General features: G+C 66.6%; 26 protein-coding genes, 1 tRNA gene and 1 pseudogene. 19 read left to right on the top strand and 9 right to left on the bottom strand.

What is annotated here, in order from left to right:
- Positions 1-27 precede the first annotated feature (27 nt).
- Positions 28-399, top strand: a complete 372-nt coding sequence (locus M3667_RS14185) for a hypothetical protein (RefSeq protein ID WP_251508919.1) — start codon at positions 28-30, stop codon at positions 397-399.
- A 196-nt stretch (positions 400-595) separates the two neighbouring features.
- Positions 596-838, top strand: a complete 243-nt coding sequence (locus M3667_RS14190) for a hypothetical protein (protein WP_251508922.1) — start codon at positions 596-598, stop codon at positions 836-838.
- 105 nt (positions 839-943) lie between these two features.
- Here M3667_RS14190 and M3667_RS14195 read toward each other — a convergent pair whose 3' ends face one another.
- On the bottom strand, positions 944-1,135 hold the full coding sequence (locus M3667_RS14195; RefSeq protein ID WP_251508924.1) for a hypothetical protein: 192 nt from the start codon (positions 1,133-1,135) through the stop codon (positions 944-946).
- Between the two features lie 200 nt (positions 1,136-1,335).
- Here M3667_RS14195 and M3667_RS14200 point away from each other — a divergent pair, with 200 nt between their 5' ends.
- From M3667_RS14200 to M3667_RS14225, 7 genes and pseudogenes are all read left to right on the top strand, one after another.
- Positions 1,336-1,569, top strand: coding sequence for a hypothetical protein (locus tag M3667_RS14200; protein WP_251508926.1), 234 nt, complete (start codon positions 1,336-1,338; stop codon positions 1,567-1,569).
- Positions 1,566-1,877: a hypothetical protein gene (locus tag M3667_RS14205; RefSeq protein WP_251508928.1), complete on the top strand. Its 312-nt coding sequence runs from the start codon at positions 1,566-1,568 to the stop codon at positions 1,875-1,877. The genes M3667_RS14200 and M3667_RS14205 overlap by 4 nt, the downstream gene beginning before the upstream one ends.
- A gap of 13 nt (positions 1,878-1,890) precedes the next feature.
- Positions 1,891-2,493, top strand: coding sequence for a hypothetical protein (locus tag M3667_RS14210; RefSeq protein ID WP_251508929.1), 603 nt, complete (start codon positions 1,891-1,893; stop codon positions 2,491-2,493).
- Positions 2,494-3,361: 868 nt separating this feature from the next.
- Positions 3,362-3,598 (top strand): hypothetical protein, encoded by a 237-nt coding sequence (locus tag M3667_RS14215; RefSeq protein WP_251508931.1) that lies wholly within the window; start codon positions 3,362-3,364, stop codon positions 3,596-3,598.
- A 99-nt stretch (positions 3,599-3,697) separates the two neighbouring features.
- On the top strand, positions 3,698-5,848 hold the full coding sequence (locus M3667_RS14220; protein WP_251508933.1) for an AAA family ATPase: 2,151 nt from the start codon (positions 3,698-3,700) through the stop codon (positions 5,846-5,848).
- A 169-nt stretch (positions 5,849-6,017) separates the two neighbouring features.
- Positions 6,018-6,134, top strand: a pseudogene (locus tag M3667_RS17145) (HGGxSTG domain-containing protein); the annotation flags it as partial.
- A gap of 48 nt (positions 6,135-6,182) precedes the next feature.
- Entirely contained in the window at positions 6,183-6,788 is a 606-nt protein-coding gene (locus M3667_RS14225) for a hypothetical protein (RefSeq protein WP_251508935.1), read from the top strand.
- Positions 6,789-7,011: 223 nt separating this feature from the next.
- Here M3667_RS14225 and M3667_RS14230 read toward each other — a convergent pair whose 3' ends face one another.
- Positions 7,012-7,494: a hypothetical protein gene (locus tag M3667_RS14230; RefSeq protein ID WP_251508937.1), complete on the bottom strand. Its 483-nt coding sequence runs from the start codon at positions 7,492-7,494 to the stop codon at positions 7,012-7,014.
- A gap of 36 nt (positions 7,495-7,530) precedes the next feature.
- On the opposite strand from M3667_RS14230, the gene M3667_RS17075 reads away from it, so the two are divergent.
- The 5 genes from M3667_RS17075 to M3667_RS14250 all read left to right on the top strand — a co-directional run bounded on the left by M3667_RS17075 (position 7,531) and on the right by M3667_RS14250 (position 11,578).
- The gene (locus M3667_RS17075) at positions 7,531-8,286 is read left to right on the top strand and encodes a recombinase family protein (protein WP_251508939.1); all 756 of its coding nucleotides are present in this window, start codon (positions 7,531-7,533) and stop codon (positions 8,284-8,286) included.
- Positions 8,287-8,445: 159 nt separating this feature from the next.
- Entirely contained in the window at positions 8,446-8,571 is a 126-nt protein-coding gene (locus tag M3667_RS16895; protein WP_285837771.1) for a hypothetical protein, read from the top strand.
- A gap of 1 nt (position 8,572) precedes the next feature.
- Complete coding sequence (locus M3667_RS14240; RefSeq protein WP_251508941.1) at positions 8,573-9,733, top strand: site-specific integrase; 1,161 nt, start codon at positions 8,573-8,575, stop codon at positions 9,731-9,733.
- 15 nt (positions 9,734-9,748) lie between these two features.
- Positions 9,749-10,948, top strand: coding sequence for a DUF262 domain-containing protein (locus M3667_RS14245; protein WP_251508943.1), 1,200 nt, complete (start codon positions 9,749-9,751; stop codon positions 10,946-10,948).
- A 3-nt stretch (positions 10,949-10,951) separates the two neighbouring features.
- Complete coding sequence (locus tag M3667_RS14250; protein WP_251508945.1) at positions 10,952-11,578, top strand: hypothetical protein; 627 nt, start codon at positions 10,952-10,954, stop codon at positions 11,576-11,578.
- A gap of 104 nt (positions 11,579-11,682) precedes the next feature.
- On the opposite strand, the gene M3667_RS14255 is transcribed toward M3667_RS14250, so the two are convergent.
- The 3 genes from M3667_RS14255 to M3667_RS14265 all read right to left on the bottom strand — a co-directional run bounded on the left by M3667_RS14255 (position 11,683) and on the right by M3667_RS14265 (position 13,837).
- A tRNA-Lys gene (locus M3667_RS14255) sits at positions 11,683-11,758 on the bottom strand.
- Positions 11,759-11,798: 40 nt separating this feature from the next.
- On the bottom strand, positions 11,799-12,794 hold the full coding sequence (locus M3667_RS14260) for an iron chelate uptake ABC transporter family permease subunit (RefSeq protein ID WP_251508947.1): 996 nt from the start codon (positions 12,792-12,794) through the stop codon (positions 11,799-11,801).
- On the bottom strand, positions 12,791-13,837 hold the full coding sequence (locus M3667_RS14265; RefSeq protein WP_251508949.1) for an iron ABC transporter permease: 1,047 nt from the start codon (positions 13,835-13,837) through the stop codon (positions 12,791-12,793). Before M3667_RS14265 ends, M3667_RS14260 begins: the two co-directional genes overlap by 4 nt.
- A 23-nt stretch (positions 13,838-13,860) precedes the next feature.
- On the opposite strand from M3667_RS14265, the gene M3667_RS14270 reads away from it, so the two are divergent.
- Positions 13,861-14,904 carry an iron-siderophore ABC transporter substrate-binding protein gene (locus M3667_RS14270; protein ID WP_251508950.1) on the top strand — a complete coding sequence of 348 codons (1,044 nt, stop codon included), beginning with the start codon at positions 13,861-13,863 and terminating at the stop codon, positions 14,902-14,904.
- 106 nt (positions 14,905-15,010) lie between these two features.
- Here the strand turns inward: M3667_RS14270 and M3667_RS14275 are convergent, their stop codons facing one another.
- Positions 15,011-15,688, bottom strand: a complete 678-nt coding sequence (locus M3667_RS14275) for a fasciclin domain-containing protein (protein WP_251508951.1) — start codon at positions 15,686-15,688, stop codon at positions 15,011-15,013.
- A 313-nt stretch (positions 15,689-16,001) separates the two neighbouring features.
- On the opposite strand from M3667_RS14275, the gene sigK reads away from it, so the two are divergent.
- From sigK to M3667_RS14295, 4 genes are all read left to right on the top strand, one after another.
- Entirely contained in the window at positions 16,002-16,604 is a 603-nt protein-coding gene (gene sigK, locus M3667_RS14280; protein WP_251508952.1) for an ECF RNA polymerase sigma factor SigK, read from the top strand.
- Positions 16,601-17,419, top strand: coding sequence for an anti-sigma factor (locus M3667_RS14285; RefSeq protein WP_251508954.1), 819 nt, complete (start codon positions 16,601-16,603; stop codon positions 17,417-17,419). Before sigK ends, M3667_RS14285 begins: the two co-directional genes overlap by 4 nt.
- Positions 17,420-17,474: 55 nt before the next feature.
- Entirely contained in the window at positions 17,475-18,113 is a 639-nt protein-coding gene (locus M3667_RS14290; protein ID WP_251508956.1) for a DNA-directed RNA polymerase subunit beta, read from the top strand.
- A 210-nt stretch (positions 18,114-18,323) separates the two neighbouring features.
- The gene (locus tag M3667_RS14295) at positions 18,324-19,208 is read left to right on the top strand and encodes an aminotransferase class IV (protein ID WP_251508958.1); all 885 of its coding nucleotides are present in this window, start codon (positions 18,324-18,326) and stop codon (positions 19,206-19,208) included.
- A gap of 54 nt (positions 19,209-19,262) precedes the next feature.
- Here M3667_RS14295 and pstB read toward each other — a convergent pair whose 3' ends face one another.
- The 3 genes from pstB to pstC are packed head-to-tail and all read right to left on the bottom strand — an operon-like array spanning position 19,263 to position 22,167.
- Positions 19,263-20,042 carry a phosphate ABC transporter ATP-binding protein PstB gene (pstB, locus tag M3667_RS14300; RefSeq protein ID WP_056229315.1) on the bottom strand — a complete coding sequence of 260 codons (780 nt, stop codon included), beginning with the start codon at positions 20,040-20,042 and terminating at the stop codon, positions 19,263-19,265.
- Positions 20,043-20,062: 20 nt separating this feature from the next.
- Positions 20,063-21,145, bottom strand: coding sequence for a phosphate ABC transporter permease PstA (gene pstA, locus M3667_RS14305; RefSeq protein WP_251508960.1), 1,083 nt, complete (start codon positions 21,143-21,145; stop codon positions 20,063-20,065).
- Positions 21,142-22,167, bottom strand: a complete 1,026-nt coding sequence (gene pstC / locus M3667_RS14310) for a phosphate ABC transporter permease subunit PstC (RefSeq protein WP_251508962.1) — start codon at positions 22,165-22,167, stop codon at positions 21,142-21,144. Before pstC ends, pstA begins: the two co-directional genes overlap by 4 nt.
- Between the last annotated feature and the right edge of the window lie 17 nt (positions 22,168-22,184).

The following is a 22,184-nucleotide window of genomic DNA, read 5'->3' on the forward strand; positions in this document are numbered from 1 at the left end:
CGTATGTAATACGGAGGTTATCTCGCGATGGGCACAGAGGAGACCGCGATTCCTGTCTCCGCATCGGACGCGATCAAGTGGCGGATTCTGGAAGCGTTCTTCAATAACCCCCGGGTCGAGGACGAGTCTCACCGGGTCAGCGCTCGCGGTGAGCTTCAGGAACTTATCGGTCTCATTCAGAAGGCTGCCGCCGAATGGGTGGCGACCAAAGCAAAGAGCGTCAGCATTGTCGCTGACGCTCTGGACTCCGCCCCGATCAATCTTTGCCTCTGGGCAGCTTGTTCGAGTAAGGCAAGTTTGGTGGGCCCGGAGGGGCTCGAACCCTCGACCCGCGGATTAAAAGACGGCCGGGAACGAAATTATGTTCGCCCCACGATGGCCCGTGTTGCCCCGCTGTGACCATACGGCACACCGCCGAGCGCCCCACGTCTAGAACGTCTGGGCGGGGTGCCGGAGTTCACCGTGGGGCATAGGGGTCCCGGCGCGGGGCGACGGGATCTCGCCGGGTTTTCGGCCCTGTTTGTGGACCCCTGAGGTCTCGTCGCATCCTCGGTGCACTGGCCCGCAACGAGAGGCCCAATCGATGGAGAACGACATGCCCACCACCACTCAGAACCAGACGCAGACCGACGGATGGATCACACCCGAGGACGTAGACGCGTGGGATGACGCCTACGACGTGACCGAACACCTCATCCTGGCGGTTGAAGAGGCCCGCAGGGCGGTGCGCGAGTACTACGCCGAGATGATCGGCCAGCGCCCCGCTCGCCTTGACTTCGAGCAGCAAGTCGCTCGCCTCTATCGGCAGTTCGTGAAAGACCAGCTCCAAGGGCTCTGACCCGCCCCGGTATACGCCGGTGTAAGCCAACGGAACGGCCCACCCTCCCGCTGTAGGGAGTCTGGGCCGTTCTCTTGTTGTAGTGAGCGCAGGCGACGCGCAGGGCTAACCGACCCGCTCGCCCATCTCGAACGGCTCGCCCGGAGAAGGCTCGATGGCGTCGCGGATGCCAGATCGCCGCAGGAGCCGCGCTCGCTCGCTGACGTCGAGGTCGCGCTCGACGCCGTCGGGCGTGCGGTATTGGTTGCGGCCCCCGCCGAACTCGCTCGGATCGGCGTATCGGGGTGTCGTTGTCATGGTCGCTTCCTTTCCTTTCTCTCTATTGAACCTCGCCATGGTCCACCCGCGCGCAAATTTCTCCAGAGGAAACATGCAAACTCTCGATCTAATTCATGCACTCGGAATTGTCATTTCAGAACGCCCCCCTCAGATCAGGGTGGATAGAATCGCGGTAGCTTTAACGGAGCCGATAAAGAACGCGGCAACAGGAGAGGCTAATGGCAATCAAGCGCGGAAGACCGGCAGTAATTCAGGACGGCGTGTACGTGAAGACGTTCATTCCTGCCAATGTTGACGATGCTATTAATTCGCTTGTAGCGACTTCGGGTGGGGTGTCGAAGAGCACGCTGCTCCGGCAAGCGCTGTTGCTGGGGCTTCACGCCCTGGACGTCATCCCGGCCCAAGCCGTTGCCTCGATCCCCACAATTCCGTATGAGAGGAAAACCCAATGAGCATGTTCCATTCCCAGCAGGCGCGGGAAACGCGCGCTCGCCAGCGGGCTCGTGAGGAAGCGCTGGCCGCGAGCCTCACGCCCTACCCGCGCGACGGCCGCAGCGCGCACTTTGAGCAGAAACTCAACGAGCGCCACGACGAACTCTTCACCGGGCTCGAGTCGCTTGACCGAGCGCTCGGAGAGGTCGCAGATGAGTTCGCCGAGGCTTTCGCGCGCGACGACGCGCGGGCCGCCGTGCACAGCCGGATTGACGCCGCCTCCCCGTCCAGCCGCGCCCAGGCCGCGCGCACCCTCCGCCGAGGCTGAAGGAGTACAGATCATGGGAACTATCAAGAAGGCCAGCACTTCGACCGAACCGAACGATGCTCGCACTGAAGAGCACGAAGCCAGTCCGCTTCCGGCGAGTGTGCGAATCTCGTCGAGCTACATGCCGAGCTACATCCCCGAAGGCATCTTCGACCGCATTCGCGCCGAGGCGCGCACGGCTAAGTACGACAACACCGTGCAGGAGCGCGAGACCATCGCTGCCGTGGACCAGGCGATCTTCGACCGCGTGCGCCCGCTAGAGATGCTCGCGATTGATCGGGCCAAGGCTCTCATCGAGGACACCGAGCCCGGGCAACGCAACGCCAACGGCCAACCGGTCGGCAACCCCGTGCAGGTGATCGAGGGCCACCTGGCGGAACTCGACGCCATTCGATTCGCCTTGCGCGAGGGCAAGGCATCCACCGCCGAGCTGGCCGAGAGGTACAAGAAGGTGCAGCGGGCGGTTCAGCACGGCGACGGACATGCGATCGTCGCCCGCGCCCGAGAAGCCAAGAGTCTGTCGGGACGCCTGTCTGACCCCTTGGGTCATGTGCAGAAGGTTCTCCACAAAATGCCCCTCGGCAATTGGCGCCCGCTCGGAATTCGGAACTGGTGAAAGCCGATAGTCAGCAGATAGGTCGGGCTCTCGTCACACCAATAACGAGAGCCCGACCAACCGAAGGGAAGGGAATTGCCGTGAGCATAACAACTACCATTCGAAGCCTACCCGTTCAAGCAATGCGGCCGCTAGGCGGACCGTTGGCGCACTATCTCGCCCAAGCTCCAGATTTGCCTAAGGAACCCGAATTCGGGATCAGCGGCGACACGCCTATGCTGCGGCTGCCAATGGTTTCGCTGGCCACGCTTCGCTACGAGGCTGCATCGGTGGCCAGCATGCACCCGCAGACGCGCGGAGTCGTTACAGAGGCATCGATCAGGCTGGCGCATTGGCGCTGGCAGGGCCGGAAGCGCACAGCCTGGTACATAGCCGAGGAGCTCCAGGAGATCTATTTCAGCGGACGGACCGCTGGCCACGGACGCTCTTTGGACCCGTACCGGCGCGTTCCTCGCAAAGGTCTAGACCTTATTAGAGCCGTGGACGAGCTCGGCTGCGGGGGTATCGGGTGGTACTGCGACGTCCCGAGCGCTGTGGACTGGCGCAGGTTTCAGACCGTCCGCCTGACAGATGCACTCGCTCAGATTGCTTCATCGACAGCGGGGCATGCCGGGGCAGTTGAGTAGCGCGCGGGGCTTACTCAGGGTAAGTTTCTCTCGCCGGGCGATCCGGCACCACAACTTAGCTCGTGACGGTCTCTCAATGACGCGGGATCGATACGACAAATAGCGCGGCCAGTGCATAGAACTGGCAAGTCGGAGAAAGGACCTCCGGCGAGTCCATTACCAATTCGGGTGGTGGCCTTGCCGTAGAGGTCCTTTGTGGTCTCCGGGGTTCGGTCACTCCCGGCACCCCAGGAGGTCCGCAAATGTCCAGCAAGTCCAGCCGTGAGCAGCACCCCGCCTCGCGTTCTCTCTTCACCTACGAGACCGCCCCAGATCGCATTCGTGAGCGCCACGGCATCGCCGTCATCAGTACAAAGATGCTCAAGCGCCGCGTCGAGGCGGGCCGCATTGAACACCTGAAAATCGGCGTCCGCGTCTTCTTCACCGACGAACAGCTTGACGCTCTCGTGGAGTCCTTCACTGTGCGGGCCATCAGGTGAGCGTCCGTTCTTTTCCCCGGGCCTAGCGCCGTCCACATTCGCAAGCCGAGCGTCACACCAAGGCCTCGACGCGCTCACCCGACTTTGAAGGAACTTTTCGTGAGCAACAACTCCAAATCAATCAGGGCCGATGTCGAGGGCCTGCGGGCTTCCCTCGACGCGGCTGGCTATATTCACGGCCAGCCGTCCGGCACCGAACAGCGCTTGTACTGTCCCGCCTGCGAGAGCCCGCACACCAGCCGCAGCCCCAGCGGGATGCTCAATCTGGATACGGGTCAGTACAACTGCCTGAAATCAGACGGCGAGCACGGCGGTTCCATCGCCAAGCTGCGCCGCCTGATGACGGCGAGGGGCATCACGGCCGCGCCTCTCTCGGACGCCGCCATGCGAGCTGTGCGCAATCCTGTGCCGAAACCGCGGGCCAAGCCTCGGGAGGTTGACAAAGCCACACGCCTGCGAGTGGACCGCGCGGAGCTTCGGCTATGGGAAGAAGACGGTGTGTCCGACGACTACCTTCGGTTTCTCACGGATCGGCGCGGGCTGAGCCTCGACACCATCGAGGAGGCTCGGCTCGGCCTGGAGTTCAACGAACGCGACAACGAGTGGCGAATCCTGATTCCCGTTATCCAGGACGGGACGATCATCAACGTCCGCCGATATCTCGTCGATGCGCCCAACGCCGCCAACAAAATCATTTCGATCCAGGGGCACGGCACAGGTTCGTTCCTCTACGGCGTCGATGACCTTGCTGCGCACCCGGACCTGCCGGTGTTCGTGACGGAGGGCGAGTTCGACCGTCTACTCGCGCAGCAGGAGTCAGACGGGCGATACGTCGCGGTGTCGGGGACGGGTGGAGCGAAGAACGTCCCTGCGGACCTCGACGTTCTCGTGGGCCGCGAGGTTTACATCGGGTACGACTGCGACGAGGCAGGGCGGGAGGGCGCCGCGAAGGTCAGCAAGCAGCTACGGGAGTTGGGCGGTTCTGCGAGCATCGTGGACCTGACCTCGCTCGGCCTCAGCCCGGACAGCGGCGAGGACGTGACGGACTTGCTGCTCTGGCACGCGACAGCCGATGACCTCGCGGAGGCGTTCGACGCCGCGGCGTCAGCAAGCGACCAGATCGCCGACGAGCGCACCGCCAAGATCAACGAGCAGGCCGAGTGGCTCCGCATCCAGCGCGAAGCGCGCGCCGTGCTTTCGGCAGAGGGCTGGGAGCCGCCCGGTGATCAGGGTTCCTGGGCCGTGCAGAAAGACGAGCCCGACCAAGAGATCGCCTGGCTCATCCCCGAGCTCGCATTCCAAGGGGCCAATGTGGTTGTCAACGCGCAGGCCAAGTCGGGTAAGACCTCACTAATCCTCAACGTCGCGCACTCGCTGCTGTCGGGTGATCCACTCTTCGGTCACTTCAGTGTGGAGCCGATCCCGCAGGGACGCAGCGTCGCTTGGTGGAACGCCGAACTATTCGACCGTCAGGCGCGGGCATGGCTCCGAGATTTTGACATGCCTCGCGCCGAGGCGTTCTTCCCCGAACACCTGCGCGGGTACGCCGTCCCATTCGACGTGGCCGAGGTCGAATCCTGGGCGGTGTCGTGGCTGCGCGAGCGCAATGTTTCGGTGTGGCTGCTGGACCCGATGTCTGCGCTTTACACCGGCGACGAGAACTCCAATACGGAGATGAGCGCGTGGCTCGCTGCTGTGGACCGCATCAAACGCCGCGCAGGCGTCGACACCGTATTTCTTGTTCACCACGTCGCAGAGTCGGCCCCCGAGGAGTCGGACGACCCCAATGCTGGCCGGCTGCTGAAGGGTCGGGGTGCTTCTCGATTGACGGGCTGGGCGGACGTGCTCTGGTCGTATTCGGGCCGCTTCAGCGAGCCGCGCTATCTGGCGGCGCTAGGCCGCGACGTGGACATGGCCCCGTTTGGTGGGCTGACGATGAACCCCGGGTCGCGGATGCTCCGCTGGAACGGGAAGCGGATGACCCCAACCCAGGACCGCCGACACACATCCGCGCTCGAGGCTTTTGACGCTGTCAAGGCCGCGTCGGAGGCGGGACCGCTCAAGGCGGGCGAGCTCCAAGACAGGCTCCCCGGCAAAAAGCCCGACCCGAAGCGCCGCGCGATTGCGTATGCCGTTGAGCAGCGCTGGCTGGTTGCCGAAGACGGCCCGCGCAATTCGGTTTTGTACTCGGTCGGACCGGTTGATCCGCGTCGGCTTTCGCTGACGACCGAGGGGAGTGAGAACCAGTGAGAACTAGTGCGAACCGACGCCCGGGGTTCTCACTCCCGAGTAGTAGCCCCTCTCCCGTAGGGAGGGTACTCACTCGGATGGGACGGACTGAACCAGTGAGTACAAACCCCCAGGCAAACAGGTCCATGAACGACTACCGCTCAGAGAGCATGAACAGAGAGGCAAGGCCATGAGTCAAACGTGGAAGGACGGGCGGTCGCCCAAGGTGACGTGCTCGGCTCGGACCGTTAGCGGTGTCCCTTGCAAGAGACCACCCATACAAGGCAGCAACGTCTGCAGAGCGCACGGCGGCGCAGCCCCTCAGGTTCGCGCGAAGGCTCAGACGCGCATCCTTATGTCGGCGGATGCGGCAGCGGCGAAGCTGATCGAGATGATCCACTCCAAGAAAGTGGATGACCGGACCAAGCTGCTCGCCGTGAAGGACCTGCTCGACCGAGCCAACCTCGGCGGTAAGCAGACCATTGAGGTCGGCGTGGTGGCGCCGCGGTCGTTTGAGGACTTCGTCGGGGACGCGATCGTGGACCTCGACGTTATCTACCCGGACGACGAGCAGGCCGCGCTCGAAGCGGCCCCCGCAGACGCCGACGTGGTGGACGCCGACCTGGTGGACGAGCCGCCCCTGATGAACCGCCACGACCGCCTGGCGTTCGCGGAGGTTGAGCGGGAGAGGCGCCGTGCGCCGGTCGGGCTCACGCGGAACGCCGAGGCGCAGGCCGCGCAAGACGCGATCCTGGCGGAGCAGGAGACCGAGGCTCTCTCCCGCGCGGGCATGTTCGACAAGGAACGCCGCTACCGCGAGGCCTACGCGCGGATGATGGGTCGGGGCATCGCTCGCGAGGTCATGGAGGCCGAAGCGCAGCGCTACGCCGACGCACCGCCCGAACCCGAGCGTCCTCGCCGACGCCGCGCCGGAACCCGCCCGGCGCGATTCGACCGGTAGTAGCCGGAGCGTCGCTACAAGCCCTTACATCGGAGCGGAACCGGTCCCCGGGTAGACCGGGAGCCCCCGGGCCGATCCACTCCGATGTAGGGCCAGCAAATCGGATCCTCCGAGTGGAGTAGTGATTTGCCGCATCTCAGGGTTCGCTTCCCTCTCGTCACCTGCCGCCAGTTCTACGGAATCGGCGGCAACCCCGAGAAACCAAGGAGAAGGACATGCGCTGTCAACTGATGCGGACCGTCCCGGTCCATGTACGCACTTTGTGGGTCTTGGGCAGGTACCGGTACCGCACCCGAACGCGATACACCCCGGGGAGCTTCTCGCCGTCGCAGAGAAGCACACGAACGAGCCCCATACGGCCGACGGTCATCGGGTCTGCGATGGCGTGCTCGACAGTCCAACTTCCGTCGGGAGGCCGAACCTGGGTTGTGATGGATTCCGCCACGCCAGCGCCGTGCTGCCTCACGTCGACGACCCACTTCTTCTTCTTGCCCCAAAAAGGCCTGCCCGTCTCGTTGTCGTACGTCGACCGGTCGCGGACCTCGATAACTAGCGGCTCGTCGGCTTGCCAGTGCGGCTTCGGGCTGCTTGATCGGACGAGGGCGACGACGGACACTGCGACGGCTGCGGCGGAAAGCAGCGCTGTCGCGATAGCTGGCCCGTCGAACGACGCGAAGAAGGACCCAAGTACTTCCCACACAGGCATGCACGCTAGCAGGCGACGACAGCCAGGGGTCGTCGCGTGAACGCCGTCGTCTACCTCCGCGTGTCCACGCTGGGCCAGCTCGACGGGTTCGGGCTGGACGTGCAGGAGCAAGCCTGTCTCGCCTATGCAAAGGCCAACGGCCTCCAGGTCGCCGCCACCTTCCGGGACGAGGGCGTGTCCGGCACGTTGGAGGCCACCGACCGCGACGGACTCATGTCGGCTCTGGCTCGCCTTCGCGACGGCGACGCAGACGCGCTGCTGGTGGCTCGCCTGGACCGCCTCGCCCGCTCGCTCACGGTGCAGGAGGCCGTACTCGCGCAGGTCTGGAAGCACCACCGCGCCGTCCATTCGGTGGATGTCGGAGAGGTCATGCGAGACGACCCCGACGACCCGATGCGGACAGCGATGCGGCAGATGGCCGGGGTCTTCGCGCAGCTAGACCGCGGGATGGTCGTCAAGCGCATGCGCGATGGGCGCCGAGCCAAAGCCGCCCACGGCGGGAGGGCTGTCGGCCCCGCGCCCTACGGCTATCGCGCGCGATCCGGGATGCTCCACCCCATCCCCGCCGAGCAAGAAGCCCTCACCCTCATGCGGGACCTACGCGCCGCGGGGCAGACCTGCGCCTTCATCGCGGCGGCGCTCTCCCACGAGGGCTACCCGACCAAGCGTGGAGGGCGATGGACGAGCCCTGTCGTGTCGCGCATTCTGTCGCGCCCGCCCGTCCCCTCCGCGCAGATCGCCCGAGACCCCGCGCCGGAGCCCGCGCTGGCCGTGGCCGGCTCGGAGGGCTGATCCGTGGGACGCGCCGGGCGACCCCTGCCCCGACACAAGACCCTCGGGACGCCCTACAACCTCCGGCCCGAGACCGACGCCGTCCCGGTTCGGAGCGTGCGCGCGGGCGATGTCGTTCTCGAAGGCCCAGACCACCCCGCCCGCGTGGTCGAGAGCCACATGAGTAGCTTCGGCTGGCTCATCCGCGCCCGGTACATCTGGCAGGCCGACCACGAGCAGCCCTGGCTCATGGGCAGATACGACAAGAACCACCTCATCGAACGCGCACGGAAAGGCGAGTACTGACATGGCACACATCCGCGAGGTTGCCAGGCAGAAGGCGCCCAACGGTGTCGCGTACGAGGTGCTGTGGCGTGACGGCGACAACAAGTTGCAGCGCACCTTTTCCGTCAAGCGAGAGGCAGAGCGGTTCGCAGTGAAGGTGGAAGCCGCAAGAGACCTGGGGGACACGACGCGTTCCCTCGTGAAGGACACAACCACCGTCGCGCAGATGGTGGCTGCATCCCTGGAGGCGTCTCGCCCACGTCTGAAGCCGAGGACCTTCCACGGCAACGAGCGCCTTTATGCGGGTCGGGTCTTGCCGAAGTTCGGGTCACGGCGTATCTCGACCGTGACGCGCGCAGAGGTGCAGACGTGGATCAACGAGCTCGCGGCAGAGGGGCTGGCACCCGCGACGGTTCACCACTGCTACGTAGCGCTACGCAAAGTGATGAAGTACGCGGTCTGGGATCGGCGCATCGCCTTTAACCCATGTGACGGCATCGACCTGCCTAAGTCGCAGAACGTGGACGACGGCGAACTCTCGGTGTTGACCGTGGCACAGGTCGAAGCCGCCGCCGCCGAGCTCGCGAACTTCAAGCCGTACGACGTGCTCGTTCGGTTCATGGCTTACACGGGGCTGCGGGCGGGCGAAGTCGCTGGGCTGCGCGTTCGCGACATCGACCTGAACGCGGGCCACGTCTCCGTTCGGCAGACCGCGCAGTGGATCAAGCGCGTCGAGAGCGAGACGGGGGAATGGGTATTCGGGACGCCCAAGTCTCGCCGCTCATCCCGCGAGGTGCCGATCCTCAACCGAAGGCTGCTGGCTGATCTCAAGGCGTTGACCATGCAGCACCCGCGCTCGGGCGACGGGGACGCACTGTTCTGGCCGGGACGGATGCCGGGCTCGCACCGAGTGGACTACGACCGCGTCTGGGACGTCGCCACGTTCCGCCGCAATTACTTCAAGCCCGCGCTGGTCCGCGCGCAGCTACCGGCGATCCGCGTCCACGACCTCCGACACACTGCCGCTTCGCTCTGGCTCGCAGCAGGCTTCCCTCCGTACCAAGTGAGTCGGTGGCTCGGCCACGCCAGCGTCGTCACCACAGACACGATCTACTCGCACCTGTACCCGACCGACTACGCGCAGCACGTGGCGAAGTTCGAAGCGTTCGCCGCACAGGGCTAGCGCTAGGGTCGGCATATGACCGGCGCAACGATCGACCCTCCCGAGCTTGAAGACGACGTTTCCGACTACGATCTCGACGAGGGTGAGTCGCTCACTCTAGAGACAATTGCTGATCTCGTCTTGTACACGCTCGACTGGAGCGTTGCCTCCCTGCTCGAACGCATTGGTACGAGCTTTGACATCAATCCGATGTTCCAGCGCCGTGATGCTTGGAACACGGAGCGTAAGAGCCTCTACATTGAGTCCCTGATCGTTGGCCTTCCGGTGCCACAGATCGTGCTCGCGGAGGACCCCGCGCATAAGGGGCGGTTCATCGTCCTCGATGGGAAGCAACGTCTCATAACGATCAAGCAGTTCGCTGCGCCCGACGAGAAGTACCCCGGGTTCAAACTGCGCAAGCTCGAATTTGCGCGTGACGCAGCGGGGATGAACTTCCAAGACATGCAGGAATCACTCACGGCATCGGAGTTGGCAGAAAGTTTCCTGGCCCAACCCATTCGCACGATAGTGGTGCGTAACTGGCGTGATCCAGCGGTGCTCTATCAGGTGTTCGTGCGGCTGAACCAGGGCAGCGTGGCGCTCTCGCCGCAAGAACTGCGCCAGGCTTTGTTCCCATCCGAGTTCACCGAATGGGTCAATACACGCTCCGCCGAGAGCGAGCCCATTCATCGGGCGCGTCGTACGAAGAAGGCCGACTTCCGAATGCGTGACGCGGAGATGCTGCTCCGTTATCTCGCCTTCCAACTGGACCTCGAGGGCTACCGTGGCGTGTTGCGCCAGTTTCTGGATGACGCCTGTAAGCGCGAAGGTAGCAACTGGGCCAAGAACGGATCCGACTTCTACAACGACCTCGCATCGCGATGTGAGCAGGCAATTGAGAGGACCTTTGCGGTGTTCGACCGTGAGGCTTTCATGAGGTTTGAGCGTGACACCTACAACCGCCGCTTCAACATCGCAGTTTTCGACACAATGACGGCCGTGTTGGGTGACCCCGCTCTGAGCGACGACGAACTCGTCGCTCACCGGGAGGGGATCAAGCTTGCGTTCGAAGATCTGTGCACCACCGACACGGTCTTTGCCGACAGCCTCCAGAGCACCACAAAGTCCATTGGCGCGACTGGCGAACGTCTTCGTCGGTTCGGCGTGAGAGTCGCGGAGCTTGTGGGTCATCCTTTGGACATCGTCGGTCGTGCCGAGGCGCTGCTCACTAGGTGATCCGTGAGCTCCCCTCTTCTGACCGGCCTTCTCAGCCAGATCGAGAAACTCGACCGCTTCTTCCTCGTGCGCAAGGACGACTTCAGTCAGTACACCGACGAAGACCACGCTCGTGCCCTGGCGTTCACTATGTTGGCAAGCGCTGAGTTGGAGTTCTTCGTAGAACGTCGATGCGAGCAGATTGCGTCAGGAGGAATCGACCGCTTTCTCAAAGGTCAAGACACAGCCTCTGGTCGTGCTCTTCTGATTTGGCACACGACGCGACGGACCGATGCTGCTCTACTGATCCACGAGAGTGACGTTCATCTCGCGCGTCACCTGTGTTGGGATGCTCTTCAGGCTTACCGGTCGATGGTCAAGTCCAGCCACGGGATCGATTCCCGAGACTTCCTCAAATTGACTTATCCCATCGGGCTTCGAGAGGGCGCGGTTCCGATAACGCTCATCGCGAGTCTTGAGACCCTCTCTGACCGGCGAAACCCTGCCTCGCACGGTCATGTCAACAGGGCGAAGTCCATGCGTGAGCCGAAACAGGAGCGCGATCTGGTCGATCAGATTCTCAAAGACCTGACCTCGGTTGACGAGGCGCTGAACGACGTCCTGAGCCAGTATCCCCTCGCCGCGGTCTAAATCACTGGTCCCAAGTCCACACCGACACAATAATGGCGGACGGGTTCGCGCCGGGATTTCCATTCGCCGGAGCACGCCGAAGACTCGCGATCCCAGTATTCGTATGGTGGGCCCGGAGGGGCTCGAACCCTCGACCCGCGGATTAAAAGTCCGATGCTCTGCCAACTGAGCTACAGGCCCTGATGTCTCCAGCGTACCGGGCGCGAACGGGCCCGCGTGTTCACCGGCGCGTGCGCGCCACGATCCAGAACAGGTACGCCCCGCCCACCACGCCTGTGACGAGCCCGACCGGGATCTGCAGGGGAGCGAGCGCCCGCTGCGCCACGACGTCGGCGATGAGCAGCACCGTCGCGCCGATGGCAGCCGACCCGACGAGAGGGATGCCGCTCGTGCCCATCACCCGCCTCGCCAGCTGGGGTGCGGCGAGGGCGACGAAGCCGATCGGTCCCGCGACCGCGGTGGCCGTGCCGGTCAGCAGCGCCGCGACGACGACGAGCACCAGCCGGGCGCGACCCGTGCGCACGCCGAGCGAGCGGGCGGTGTCGTCGCCCAACTCGAGCGCGCGGAAGTCGCGGTGCACGACGACCAGCACCGTCGACAGCGCCGCCAGCGAGGCGACGAGCAGGACGACGTCGGATGCCGAGGCGGCGACGAGACTGCCGTGCAGCCATTGCGTGGCGTTGCGGGCGATCTCGAGTGGCGCGCGCGTGAGCAGGTAGTCGTTGAGGGCCGAGAGCAGCATGCTCAGCGCGATTCCGGCGAGGATCGTCTTCTCGCGCGACACGCCGACGCGCCGGGCGATCATCATGACGACCACGACCGTGAGCAGCCCGCCCATCCACGCGCCCGCAGCGGGCGACGCGGTGGGCGCGATGAGGGTCAGCCCGATCAACGCCCCGGTGGCCGAGCCGGCGCTGAAGCCGACGATGTCGGGGCTCGCGAGCGGGTTGCGGGCGAGGGTCTGGAACACCGCCCCGGCGAGCCCGAGAGCGGCGCCGATCGCGAGCGCGGCCGAGATCCGGGGAACCCGCAGGCCCAGCACGACGAGCGAGGTGCGTGCGTCGCCTGTGCCGGAGAGGGCGGATGCCACGTCTCCCACCGACGCCTGGAACGAGCCGGTCGTCAGTCCGACCACCGCCGCCACCACGGCGACGGCCAGCGTCACGCAGAGGGTGATGACGGGACGGCGGGTACGGCGCCGCACGAGCGCGGTCACGTCGCCCTCCGCAGGATCAGCCAGAGCAGCAGGGGAGCACCGACGAAGGCCGCGACGATCCCCGCCTCCACCTCGCCGGGAAGCGCGATGACGCGACCGACGACGTCGCTCGCGAGCGTCAGGGTGGCGCCGCCGACCGCCGCGAGGGTGAGCGAGGACCGAAGGCCACCGCTCACCGATCCGCGCACGAGGTGCGCGACCAGCAACCCGATGAACGCGAGGGGACCGGCCGCGGAGGTGGCCGCCGCGCAAAGGATGGTGATGGCCGCACCCGCGCCGAGGATCACCGGGAGCGGGGAGACGCCGAGAGCCCGGGCGAGGTCGTCACCGAGACGCAGCTGATCGAGGCCGCGCGCGACGACGATCGCCAGCACGATCCCCACGACGGCGAACGGGAGCAGCTGCACGGCGACGTCGGGATCGCGTCGCTCGAACGACCCGACCGCCCAAAAGCGGAACGACTCGAACGTGTCGTCGTCGGCCAGCGTGATGATGCGCACCAGCGCACCGAGGCAGGCGCTGAGCGCGACCCCCGCGAGCACGAGCCCGACGGTGTCGCTGCGTCGCCCGGGTCGGGCGGCGAGGGTGACGAGCACGGCCGCGCCGGCTGCCCCCGCAAAGGCGAACCAGACGTAGCCGCTCGCGGTACCGATGCCGAACACGGCGATCGCGACGACGACGCCGAGGGCGGCACCCGCGTTCACCCCGAGAAGTCCGGGGTCGGCGAGCGGGTTGCGGGTGAGCGCCTGCATGAGCACTCCGGCCACACCGAGGCACGCACCCGCGATCAGTGCGGTGACCGTGCGCGGCAGGCGCAGCTGGTGCACGATGACGCCCGCGGCATCCGTGCGATCCGAGAACAGCGCCGAGACGACCTCAGCCGGTGAGAGTGCCCGCGATCCGACGGCGAGACTCGCCACGATCACGCCCATCAGGACGACGGCGAGGCCCAGCGTGACGACCGCGAGGCGCGCCCTCGAGCGGCGACGCAGGCGCGCCGAGGAGTCGGCATCCGCAGACACGGCTGGGTGGATGTCGAGCACAAAGGTAAGGATAACCTAAACCCGTGATTGCTTTTCGTTCCCTGTCTTCCCGCCATCGTTTCCGTCCCCTCGTCGCCGCTCTCGGTGTCGTCGCCGTCGTCGCCCTCGCGGGCTGCGCCGGCCCCGCCGCCTCCACCCCGCAGGTGGATGCCGAAGCCGCGGCGACCGGGGAGTGGGTCGTCTCGCGCGACCTCGAGCCGGGCATGGGCTCCGCCGAGGCCGACGGCGTCTTCCCGCGCGAGGTGACCCACTTCGCCGGGTTCACCGAGGTCCCGGCTGCGCCCGCGCGCATCGCCGTCGTCTCGACGGGGCAGCTCGACGCGCTCCTCGCGCTCGGCGACGTGCCGATCGCCGCGACCCGGGCCGAGAACAGCGGGCTCGTGCCGCAGTACCTTCGCGACGCGTTCGCGGACGACGCCGCGTCGCTCGACGCGATGACCGACATCGGAGAACGCACCGAGCCCGACCTCGAGGCCATCGCGCAGGCGGCGCCCGACCTCATCCTCATCAATTCGACGCGCGGCGAGGCGCTCTACGGCGCGCTCTCGGCGATCGCCCCGACGGTGGTGACGAAGGGCAACGGTGTGAACTGGAAGAGCGACTTCCTGCTCATCGCCGACGCCCTGGGCGATGAGGGAACGGCTCGCAGCGTGCTGGACGCGCTGCAGAGCGACAGCGCGGACTTCGCCGCGACGCACGCCGCGGGGGAGCCGACGGTGTCGTTCCTGCAGTCGACCGGCGATCGCACGCGCATCATGGGCGTGCCCTCTTTCGCGGGCGGGATCGCCGAAGACCTCGGTCTCGGACGCCCGGAGTCGCAGCGGTTCGACGAGACCTCGCAGGAGATCAGCGCCGAGCAGATCGACCTCGCCGATGCCGATCACGTGTTCTACGGGGGAACGGGGCAGGGCGTCTCGTTCATCGAGGACGCGCCGCTGTGGTCGACCCTCTCCGCCGTCGCAGACGGGAAGACGACGACCGTCGATTTCGACCCCTGGTTCATGAACGCAGGCCCCGTCGCCGCGCGTCTCGTGCAGGACGAGATCGTCCGCGTGCTGGGTTCCTGACGAACCAAAGCGAGCGCCGGACCCCCTCGCCTGGGGTCCGGCGCTCGCCGTCAGGATCGATCACTCAGTGATCGGTCGGATGCGCGATCGTCGCGCGTCCGAGGACTTACATCGGGGGCATCAGCACCGAGTCGATGAGGTACACCGTGGCGTTGGCCGTCTGGACGCCACCGCAGATGACGTTGGTGGTGCCGTTGACGGTGATCGCGTCACCCGAGCCGGCGACGGTCACGTCCTGGCCCTCGACCGTGGCGTGGGTGCCGTCGATCTCGCTGGGCGAGAGCTGGCCGGGGATCACGTGGTACGTGAGGATCTTGGTCAGGGTGGCCGAGTCGGTCTTCAGCGAGTCGATGGTCGCGGCGTCGATCTTGGCGAACGCGTCGTCGACGGGAGCGAAGACGGTGAACTCGCTGCCGTTCAGGGTGTCGACGAGGTTCACGTCGGGGTTCAGCTGGCCGGAGACGGCTGCGGTGAGCGTCTTGAGCAGCGGGTTGTTCGACGCGGCGACGGCGACCGGGTCAGCGGCCATGCCCTCGACCGAACCCGCACCGGACGGAACGGCGGCGGCGTAGTCGGCGCAACCGGGGCCCACGAGGTTGGAGGCGGGGTCCATGGCGCTGGACGAAGCCGACATCGACGGCGATGCGGACATCGACGGCATCGACGAGGACTCGTCGGTGGTGCTGCCGCCGGCGGTGGAGCCGCCCGAGCAGGCGGTGAGTGCGAAGGCCGAGCCCAGAACGAGGGCGAGACCAGCAATAACGGGCTTCTTGTTGGTGAGCATGACATTCCTCCGAAATCGTCCGGATCGCGTCTGCGACCCGTCAGGGACACCCCGGTGCGAGGGGCGGTTCGCCGTGGAGCGGCTTACACAGGGCATTCGGGACCCCCGGCGCATCGGATTGCGGAATGTTGCGATTCGCCCGGCGTAACGGCATCCGGATAGCGATAAAGACCAGATCAGAGGATTGAAAATATTCTCGAGAATATTTTTGGACGAGTTCGGTCCGCGCCGGAGGAGGGGGCGGGATGGCCGCGGGCGCTACCTCACGCGCGACGCGCGCGCACCCACGCGTGCCCACGCGGGGACGTACGCAATGATGGGACGCATGGTGATCGACGGCTTCGACCTCCCCGATGAGGGGCCTGCGCCTGCCGATCACGTCGGTGCCCTGCTGCGTCGCGTGGCCGACGGCGACCGCCCCGCTTTCGCCGAGCTGTACGACACGCTCTCCGCTCGCGTGTTCGGTCTCATCCTGCGCGTGCTCGTCGACCGGTCGCAGAGTGAAGAAGTTCTGCAGGAGGTCTTCCTCGAAATCTGGCAATCCGCTGCGCGCTTCACTCCGAACAGAGGGCAGGGAAGATCGTGGGTTCTCACGATCGCGCATCGACGAGCGGTGGACCGCGTGCGGTCGTCGCAGTCGAGCGTGGATCGTGACGTACGCGCAGGATTCCGCGATATGGATGTCGCCTACGACGCCGTATCGGAAAAAGTAGAGATGAAAATAGAAGGGCGGCGCGTCGTCGATGCTTTGGCGGCGCTTCCCGAGGCCCAGAAGGAAGCACTCACGCTCGCCTATTTCGGCGGGTACAGCCAAAGTGAGATCGCGACCCTCGTCGGGGCGCCGCTCGGAACGGTCAAGACGAGAATGCGCGACGGTCTGTCGCGACTGAGGATGGAAATGGGGGTGGACAAGTGAACGAGAGGGATTTCGCCGACCTCGCCGTCGGACATGCGCTGAATGCGCTCTCCGAGGCTGATGAGCGCGCGTACCAGGAGGCTCTCGCGGGCAACCCGCACTGGGACCACCACGTGCGCCACGCCGTCGACGCGGCCGCCGCGATCGGCGACTCCGTCGAGCCCGTCGAGCCCCCGACGTCCGTGCGTGCGTCACTGTTCGCCCGTATCTCGGAGCTCCCGCAGGACTCAGCGGCATCCACGACGTCGAGTGAAACCGCCGTCGACGACGAGGACTACGCCGCGGCAGGACCCGCTGTCGTCGAGCCCGAACGCGAGGCCGTCTCTGTCGGCCCGTCCGTCGGCTCGGGGTGGGGCGCTCGCCGTTGGTTCGCGCTGGCCGCCTCGTTCGCCGCCGTCCTCGTGCTCGGATTCGGGGCCGTCACCGTCAGCCAGCTGTTCGCCCCGCCCGCCGCGGTCGTCGCCCTCCAGCAGATCGAAGACGCGCCCGACGCGCAGTCGGCGTCGGCCACCATGCCCGACGGCACGGTCGCCACGGCCCACTGGTCACCCTCGAGCGGCAAGAGCGTGCTGGTCGCCGACGGCATGCCGGCCTTGCCCGACGGCAAGACCTACGAGCTGTGGTTCGTGCGCGGCGAAGACCAGATCGCCATCCCGGCCGGGATCTTCGAGCCGGATGCCGATGGCAACGCCACGGCCCAGCTCTCGGGCGAGATGCACAGCGGTGACGTGATCGCCGTGACGGTCGAACCCGCCGGTGGCTCTCCCGACGGCACGCCGAGTTCGGCCCCCGTGCTCGCCGTCGCGACGGCCTGAGTTTCCCCGCCTGAGCCCGGCCCGGTCTCCCGGGGCGACGCTCTAGCCTGGATGCATGAGCGATTCCCCCCGCGAGTTCCACAAGCCGGTCCGGCGTCCCGCCGAGCTCTTCGACCGTCTGTTCTCGGCCGAGGATCCGGCCGAGGTGTCGCGCGTCGCGCACAGCACCGCTCAGGCTCTCCTGTCGCGCGTTCGCGCCGATCCGACCGTCGACGTCGTCGAGCGACTGGTCGCCTTCACCGACGATCACGGCATCGACGACATCGCCGAGCTCTGGTCGCGCTCGCCGGCGCGGTCTCTGCCCGGGGCGCTGTGGCGGCTCTACCTCCTGCAGCTCATGATCCACGACGACGCCGCGACCGCGGCCCTGCTGTACGAGCGCGGCCGAGTCGAGATGGCGACGGTGGATGCCGTGGTGGCCGGGGCCCCCGCTCCGGCCGGACCCGAAGAGCTCGTGGCGCTCATCGACACCATCCTGCGCGGTCTGTTCGAGGGGGACTTCGCCGTCGCCCTCGATCGCGCGGCGGCGTTCTGTCGGGTGCAGGCGGCGGGGTCCACCCACCTCGCTGACGACTACGAGAACACCGAGTCGGAGCGGGCGAGCGCTCTGACCACGCGCGCCCTGCGACTGGCGACCTACGCCGAGGACCTCTCCGCATCCGCCGCTCTGTGGCGCCGCGACGCGCTCACCTGAGCGATCCGCGGGAGAACCCACCGCGGAAAAGAAAAGTGCCGGACCGCAGAACGCCTCTCGGCGCAAGGCCGCTCAGAGCGGCAGAAGATGGAGCCCGGGGTTACTGCGGCCCGGCATGAAGAGTGTAACAAGACCGACGCGAAGGCATTCCCTCCGACGGCCCTGTTGACAAGCCCCGGGCGTGTCGTCTCCCGCGTCTAGGCTCGCGGTATGGCTTGGCGTTCCGCTCTCGTGCTCGACCCCGCGGCATCCGACGACACCCGAGAGGAATGGGACGCGACATTCCGCGTCGTCGACCCCGACGGGCCCGTCCTTCCGCTCGGAGAGCTGAGCGCCCAGCGCGGCGACGGGATCTTCGAGTCGCTCGGCGTCGTCGACGGACATGTGCAGGAGGTGGGGCCGCACCTGGCCCGCCTCGCGCGCTCCGCCGAGCTCTGCGAGCTGCCCGCACCGAACCCCACGCAGTGGCGAGCGGCGATCGCCCGCGTCGCCACCGAGGCGGGCTCGGGCGAGAACGTCATGAAGCTCGTCCTGAGCCGCGGTGTGGAGCAGGGCCCGACCCCGACCGCGTGGATCACCCTCGCCACGGCGCCCGACAACTCCCGCTCCCGTCGCGAGGGGGTCGACGTCGTCACCCTCGACCGCGGTTACGCCCTCGAGGCCCCCGCGCACGCGCCGTGGCTGCAGCTGGGTGCCAAGACGCTGTCGTACGGCGTGAACATGGCGGCCATCCGCGAGGCCCAGCGACGCGGAGCAGACGACGCCGTCTTCGTCACCACCGACGGGTTTGTGCTCGAGGCCCCCACGGCATCCGTCGTCCTCCGCGTCGGTGATCGCTTCGTGACGCCGTCGCCCGCCGCCGGCATTCTGCACGGGACGACCCAGCTGAGCCTGTTCGCGTTCCTCGAGGCCCGTGGCTTCTCGACGGCGTACGAGACGGTCCCGGTGGCCGATCTCGCGACGGCGGATGCCGGTTGGTTGCTCTCGAGCGTGCGGCTCGCCGCCCCGATCCGCTCCGTCGACGGCACGCCCGTGCCGGTCGACCGCGCGTTCACCGACGAGCTGAACGCCTTCCTGCTGAGCCCGCGGGACTGACGCGCGAACGACGAAGGCCCCGCCGGAGCGGGGCCTTCGCGGTGCGCGGGATGCTTATCCGAAGCGACCCGAGACGTAGTCCTCGGTCGCCTGGACGCTGGGGGCGGTGAAGATCGACGCGGTGTCGTTGTACTCGATGAGCTTTCCGGGCTTGCCGGTGCCGGCGATGTTGAAGAACGCCGTCTTGTCGCTCACGCGCGAGGCCTGCTGCATGTTGTGCGTCACGATCACGATCGTGTACTCGCTCTTCAGCTCGCCGATCAGCTCTTCGATCGCGAACGTCGAGATGGGGTCGAGGGCTGAGCAGGGCTCGTCCATCAGCAGCACGTCGGGCGAGACGGCGATGGCGCGAGCGATGCACAGACGCTGCTGCTGACCGCCCGAGAGGCCGCCGCCGGGCTTGTCGAGACGGTCCTTGACCTCGTTCCAGAGGTTGGCGCCCCGGAGGGACTTCTCCACCAGGGCGTCGGCGTCGCTCTTCGGCATCCGCTTGTCGTTGAGCTTCGCGCCAGCCAGCACGTTCTCGCGGATCGACATCGTGGGGAAGGGGTTCGGGCGCTGGAAGACCATGCCGACGTGACGACGAACGAGCACCGGGTCGACGCCGGGGCCGTAGAGGTCGTCGCCGTCGATGAGCACCCGGCCCTCGACGCGACCGCCGGGGATGACCTCGTGCATGCGGTTGAGGGTGCGCAGGAACGTGGACTTGCCGCAGCCCGACGGGCCGATGAAGGCGGTGACCGAGCGGGGCTCGATGTCGATCGAGACGCCCTCGACCGCGAGGAAGTCGCTGTAGTAGACGTTGAGGTCTTGGACCTCGATGCTCTTGGACACGAGTGTGTGCCTTTCTGGGCTCAGCGCGCCTTGGGCGCGAACACCGCCGCCACGATACGGGCGATCAGGTTGAAGATGACGACGAGGACGACGAGCAGGAAGGCCGCACCCCAGGCGTTGGCCTGCGACGCGTCGATGTCCTGCCCGGGGAAGCTGTACGCGGTGTACGCCATGACGGGGAGCGTCTGCATGGGTCCGTCGAACGGGTTGGCGTTGAAGTTGTCGGTGAAGCTCGCGGCGATGAAGATCGGCGCGGTCTCACCCACGACGCGGGCCACAGCGAGCACGACGCCGGTGATGATTCCGGATGCCGCGGTGCGCAGCACGACCTTGATGATCGTCGCCGAACGCGGCACGCCCAGTGCGAGCGACGCCTCGCGCAGGTCGGCGGGCACGAGGCGCAGCATCTCTTCGGTCGAGCGGATGACGATGGGGATCATCAGCACGCAGAGGGCGATGGATGCCGAGAAGCCGCTGAACGCCTTCGGACCGATGATCAGGCTGAACAGCGAGAACGCGAACAGACCGGCGACGATCGAGGGGATGCCCGTCATCACGTCGACGAGGAAGGTGATGGCGCGACGCAGCGGGTTGTTCGGCTGCGCGTATTCGACGAGGTAGACCGCGGCGAGGATGCCGACCGGCACGGAGATGAGCGCGGCGATGCCCGTGATGATCAGCGTTCCGGCGATGGCCTGCCACGCACCCGCCGTGGCGACGACCTCGAGGGTGTTCGGGTCGAAGGTCGATCCGCCGGTCTGGGTGATGAAGTTCCAGTTGACGACCGCGAGGCCCTTGGACACGACCGTCCAGAGGGTCGAGATCAGCGGGGCCACGGCCAGCAGGAACGCGGCGGTGACGAGGCCGCGCACCACCCGGTCGACCGCCTTGCGACGGTTCTCGACGATGGTGGAGCCGACGCCGATCGCGATGAGGTAAATGATCGCCGAGAGGATCAGCCAGGTCGCGAGGTTGAAACCGCCGAGCAGCAGCTGCACGCCGGCGACGACGATCGCGACGCCCACGAGCATCATCGGCTCGATGTAGCGGGGGAGCTGCCCGCTGGTCAGCGCCAGGGGAGCGGAGGGGGCCGTGACGGTCATGAACGCTTGCCCTTCTTGCGGCCCTTGGACCCGGGTCCGGTCGCACCGATGATGTAGCGGGCGAACATGTTGACCGCAAGCGACACGACGAACAGCATCAGGCCCGTGCCGATCAGCGCCGAGCGCTGCAGGTCGGTGGCGATGGGGAAGTTCAGCGCGATGTTGGCGGCGATGGTCTGCGAGTTGTACCCGTCGGTGAGCAGCAGCACCGAGTAGATGAGGCTGGGCGACACGATCAGCGCGATGGCCATGGTCTCGCCGAGCGCACGGCCCAGGCCGAGCAGCGTGGCCGAGACCATGCCGCTGCGGGCGTAGGGGAAGACCGACAGGCGGATCATCTCCCACCGCGTCGCGCCGAGGGCGAGGGCCGCCTCTTCGTGCAGGCGCGGGGTCTGCAGGAACACCTCGCGGGTGATCGAGGTGACGATCGGGAGGATCATCACGGCGAGCACCACGCCACCGGTGAGCATCGTCGAGCCGGTGGACGAGACCGGACCCTGGAAGAGCGGGATCCAGCCGAGGTACTGGTTGAGGAACTCGCCGACCGGCAGCAGCAGCGGGCGCATGACGATGATGCCCCAGAGGCCGAACACGATCGAGGGGACCGCGGCCAGCAGGTCGACGATGTAGCCCAGGAATCCGGCGATGCGGCGCGGGGCGTAGTGCGAGATGAACAGCGCGATGCCGATCGCGACCGGAGCGCCGATGATCATGGCGATGAGCGCCGCCCAGATGCTGCCGAACAGGAGCGGGCCGACGTACTGCCAGAAGTTGGTCCACTGGCCGTTCTGGTAGCCGGCGAGGTCACCCTCGGTCCAGTTGCCGGTGATGGCGGGGAGGCCGCGCAGGATCAGGAAGATCGCGACGCCGGCGAGGATGATCATGATCGACACCGCGGCGGTGGTCGACAGACCGAGGAAGACGGAGTCGCCGACGCGGCGCTTGCCGACGATGCTCGAGCGAGGCGGCGACGGCGGCGGGGAGGCGGGCGAGGTCTCGGGTTCGGTGACGGTGTCAGTCACGGGGGACCTCACGCTCG

Origin of the sequence: Microbacterium sp. P26, assembly GCF_023712585.1 — a bacterium.
In the GTDB taxonomy this organism is placed as follows: domain Bacteria; phylum Actinomycetota; class Actinomycetes; order Actinomycetales; family Microbacteriaceae; genus Microbacterium; species Microbacterium algihabitans_A.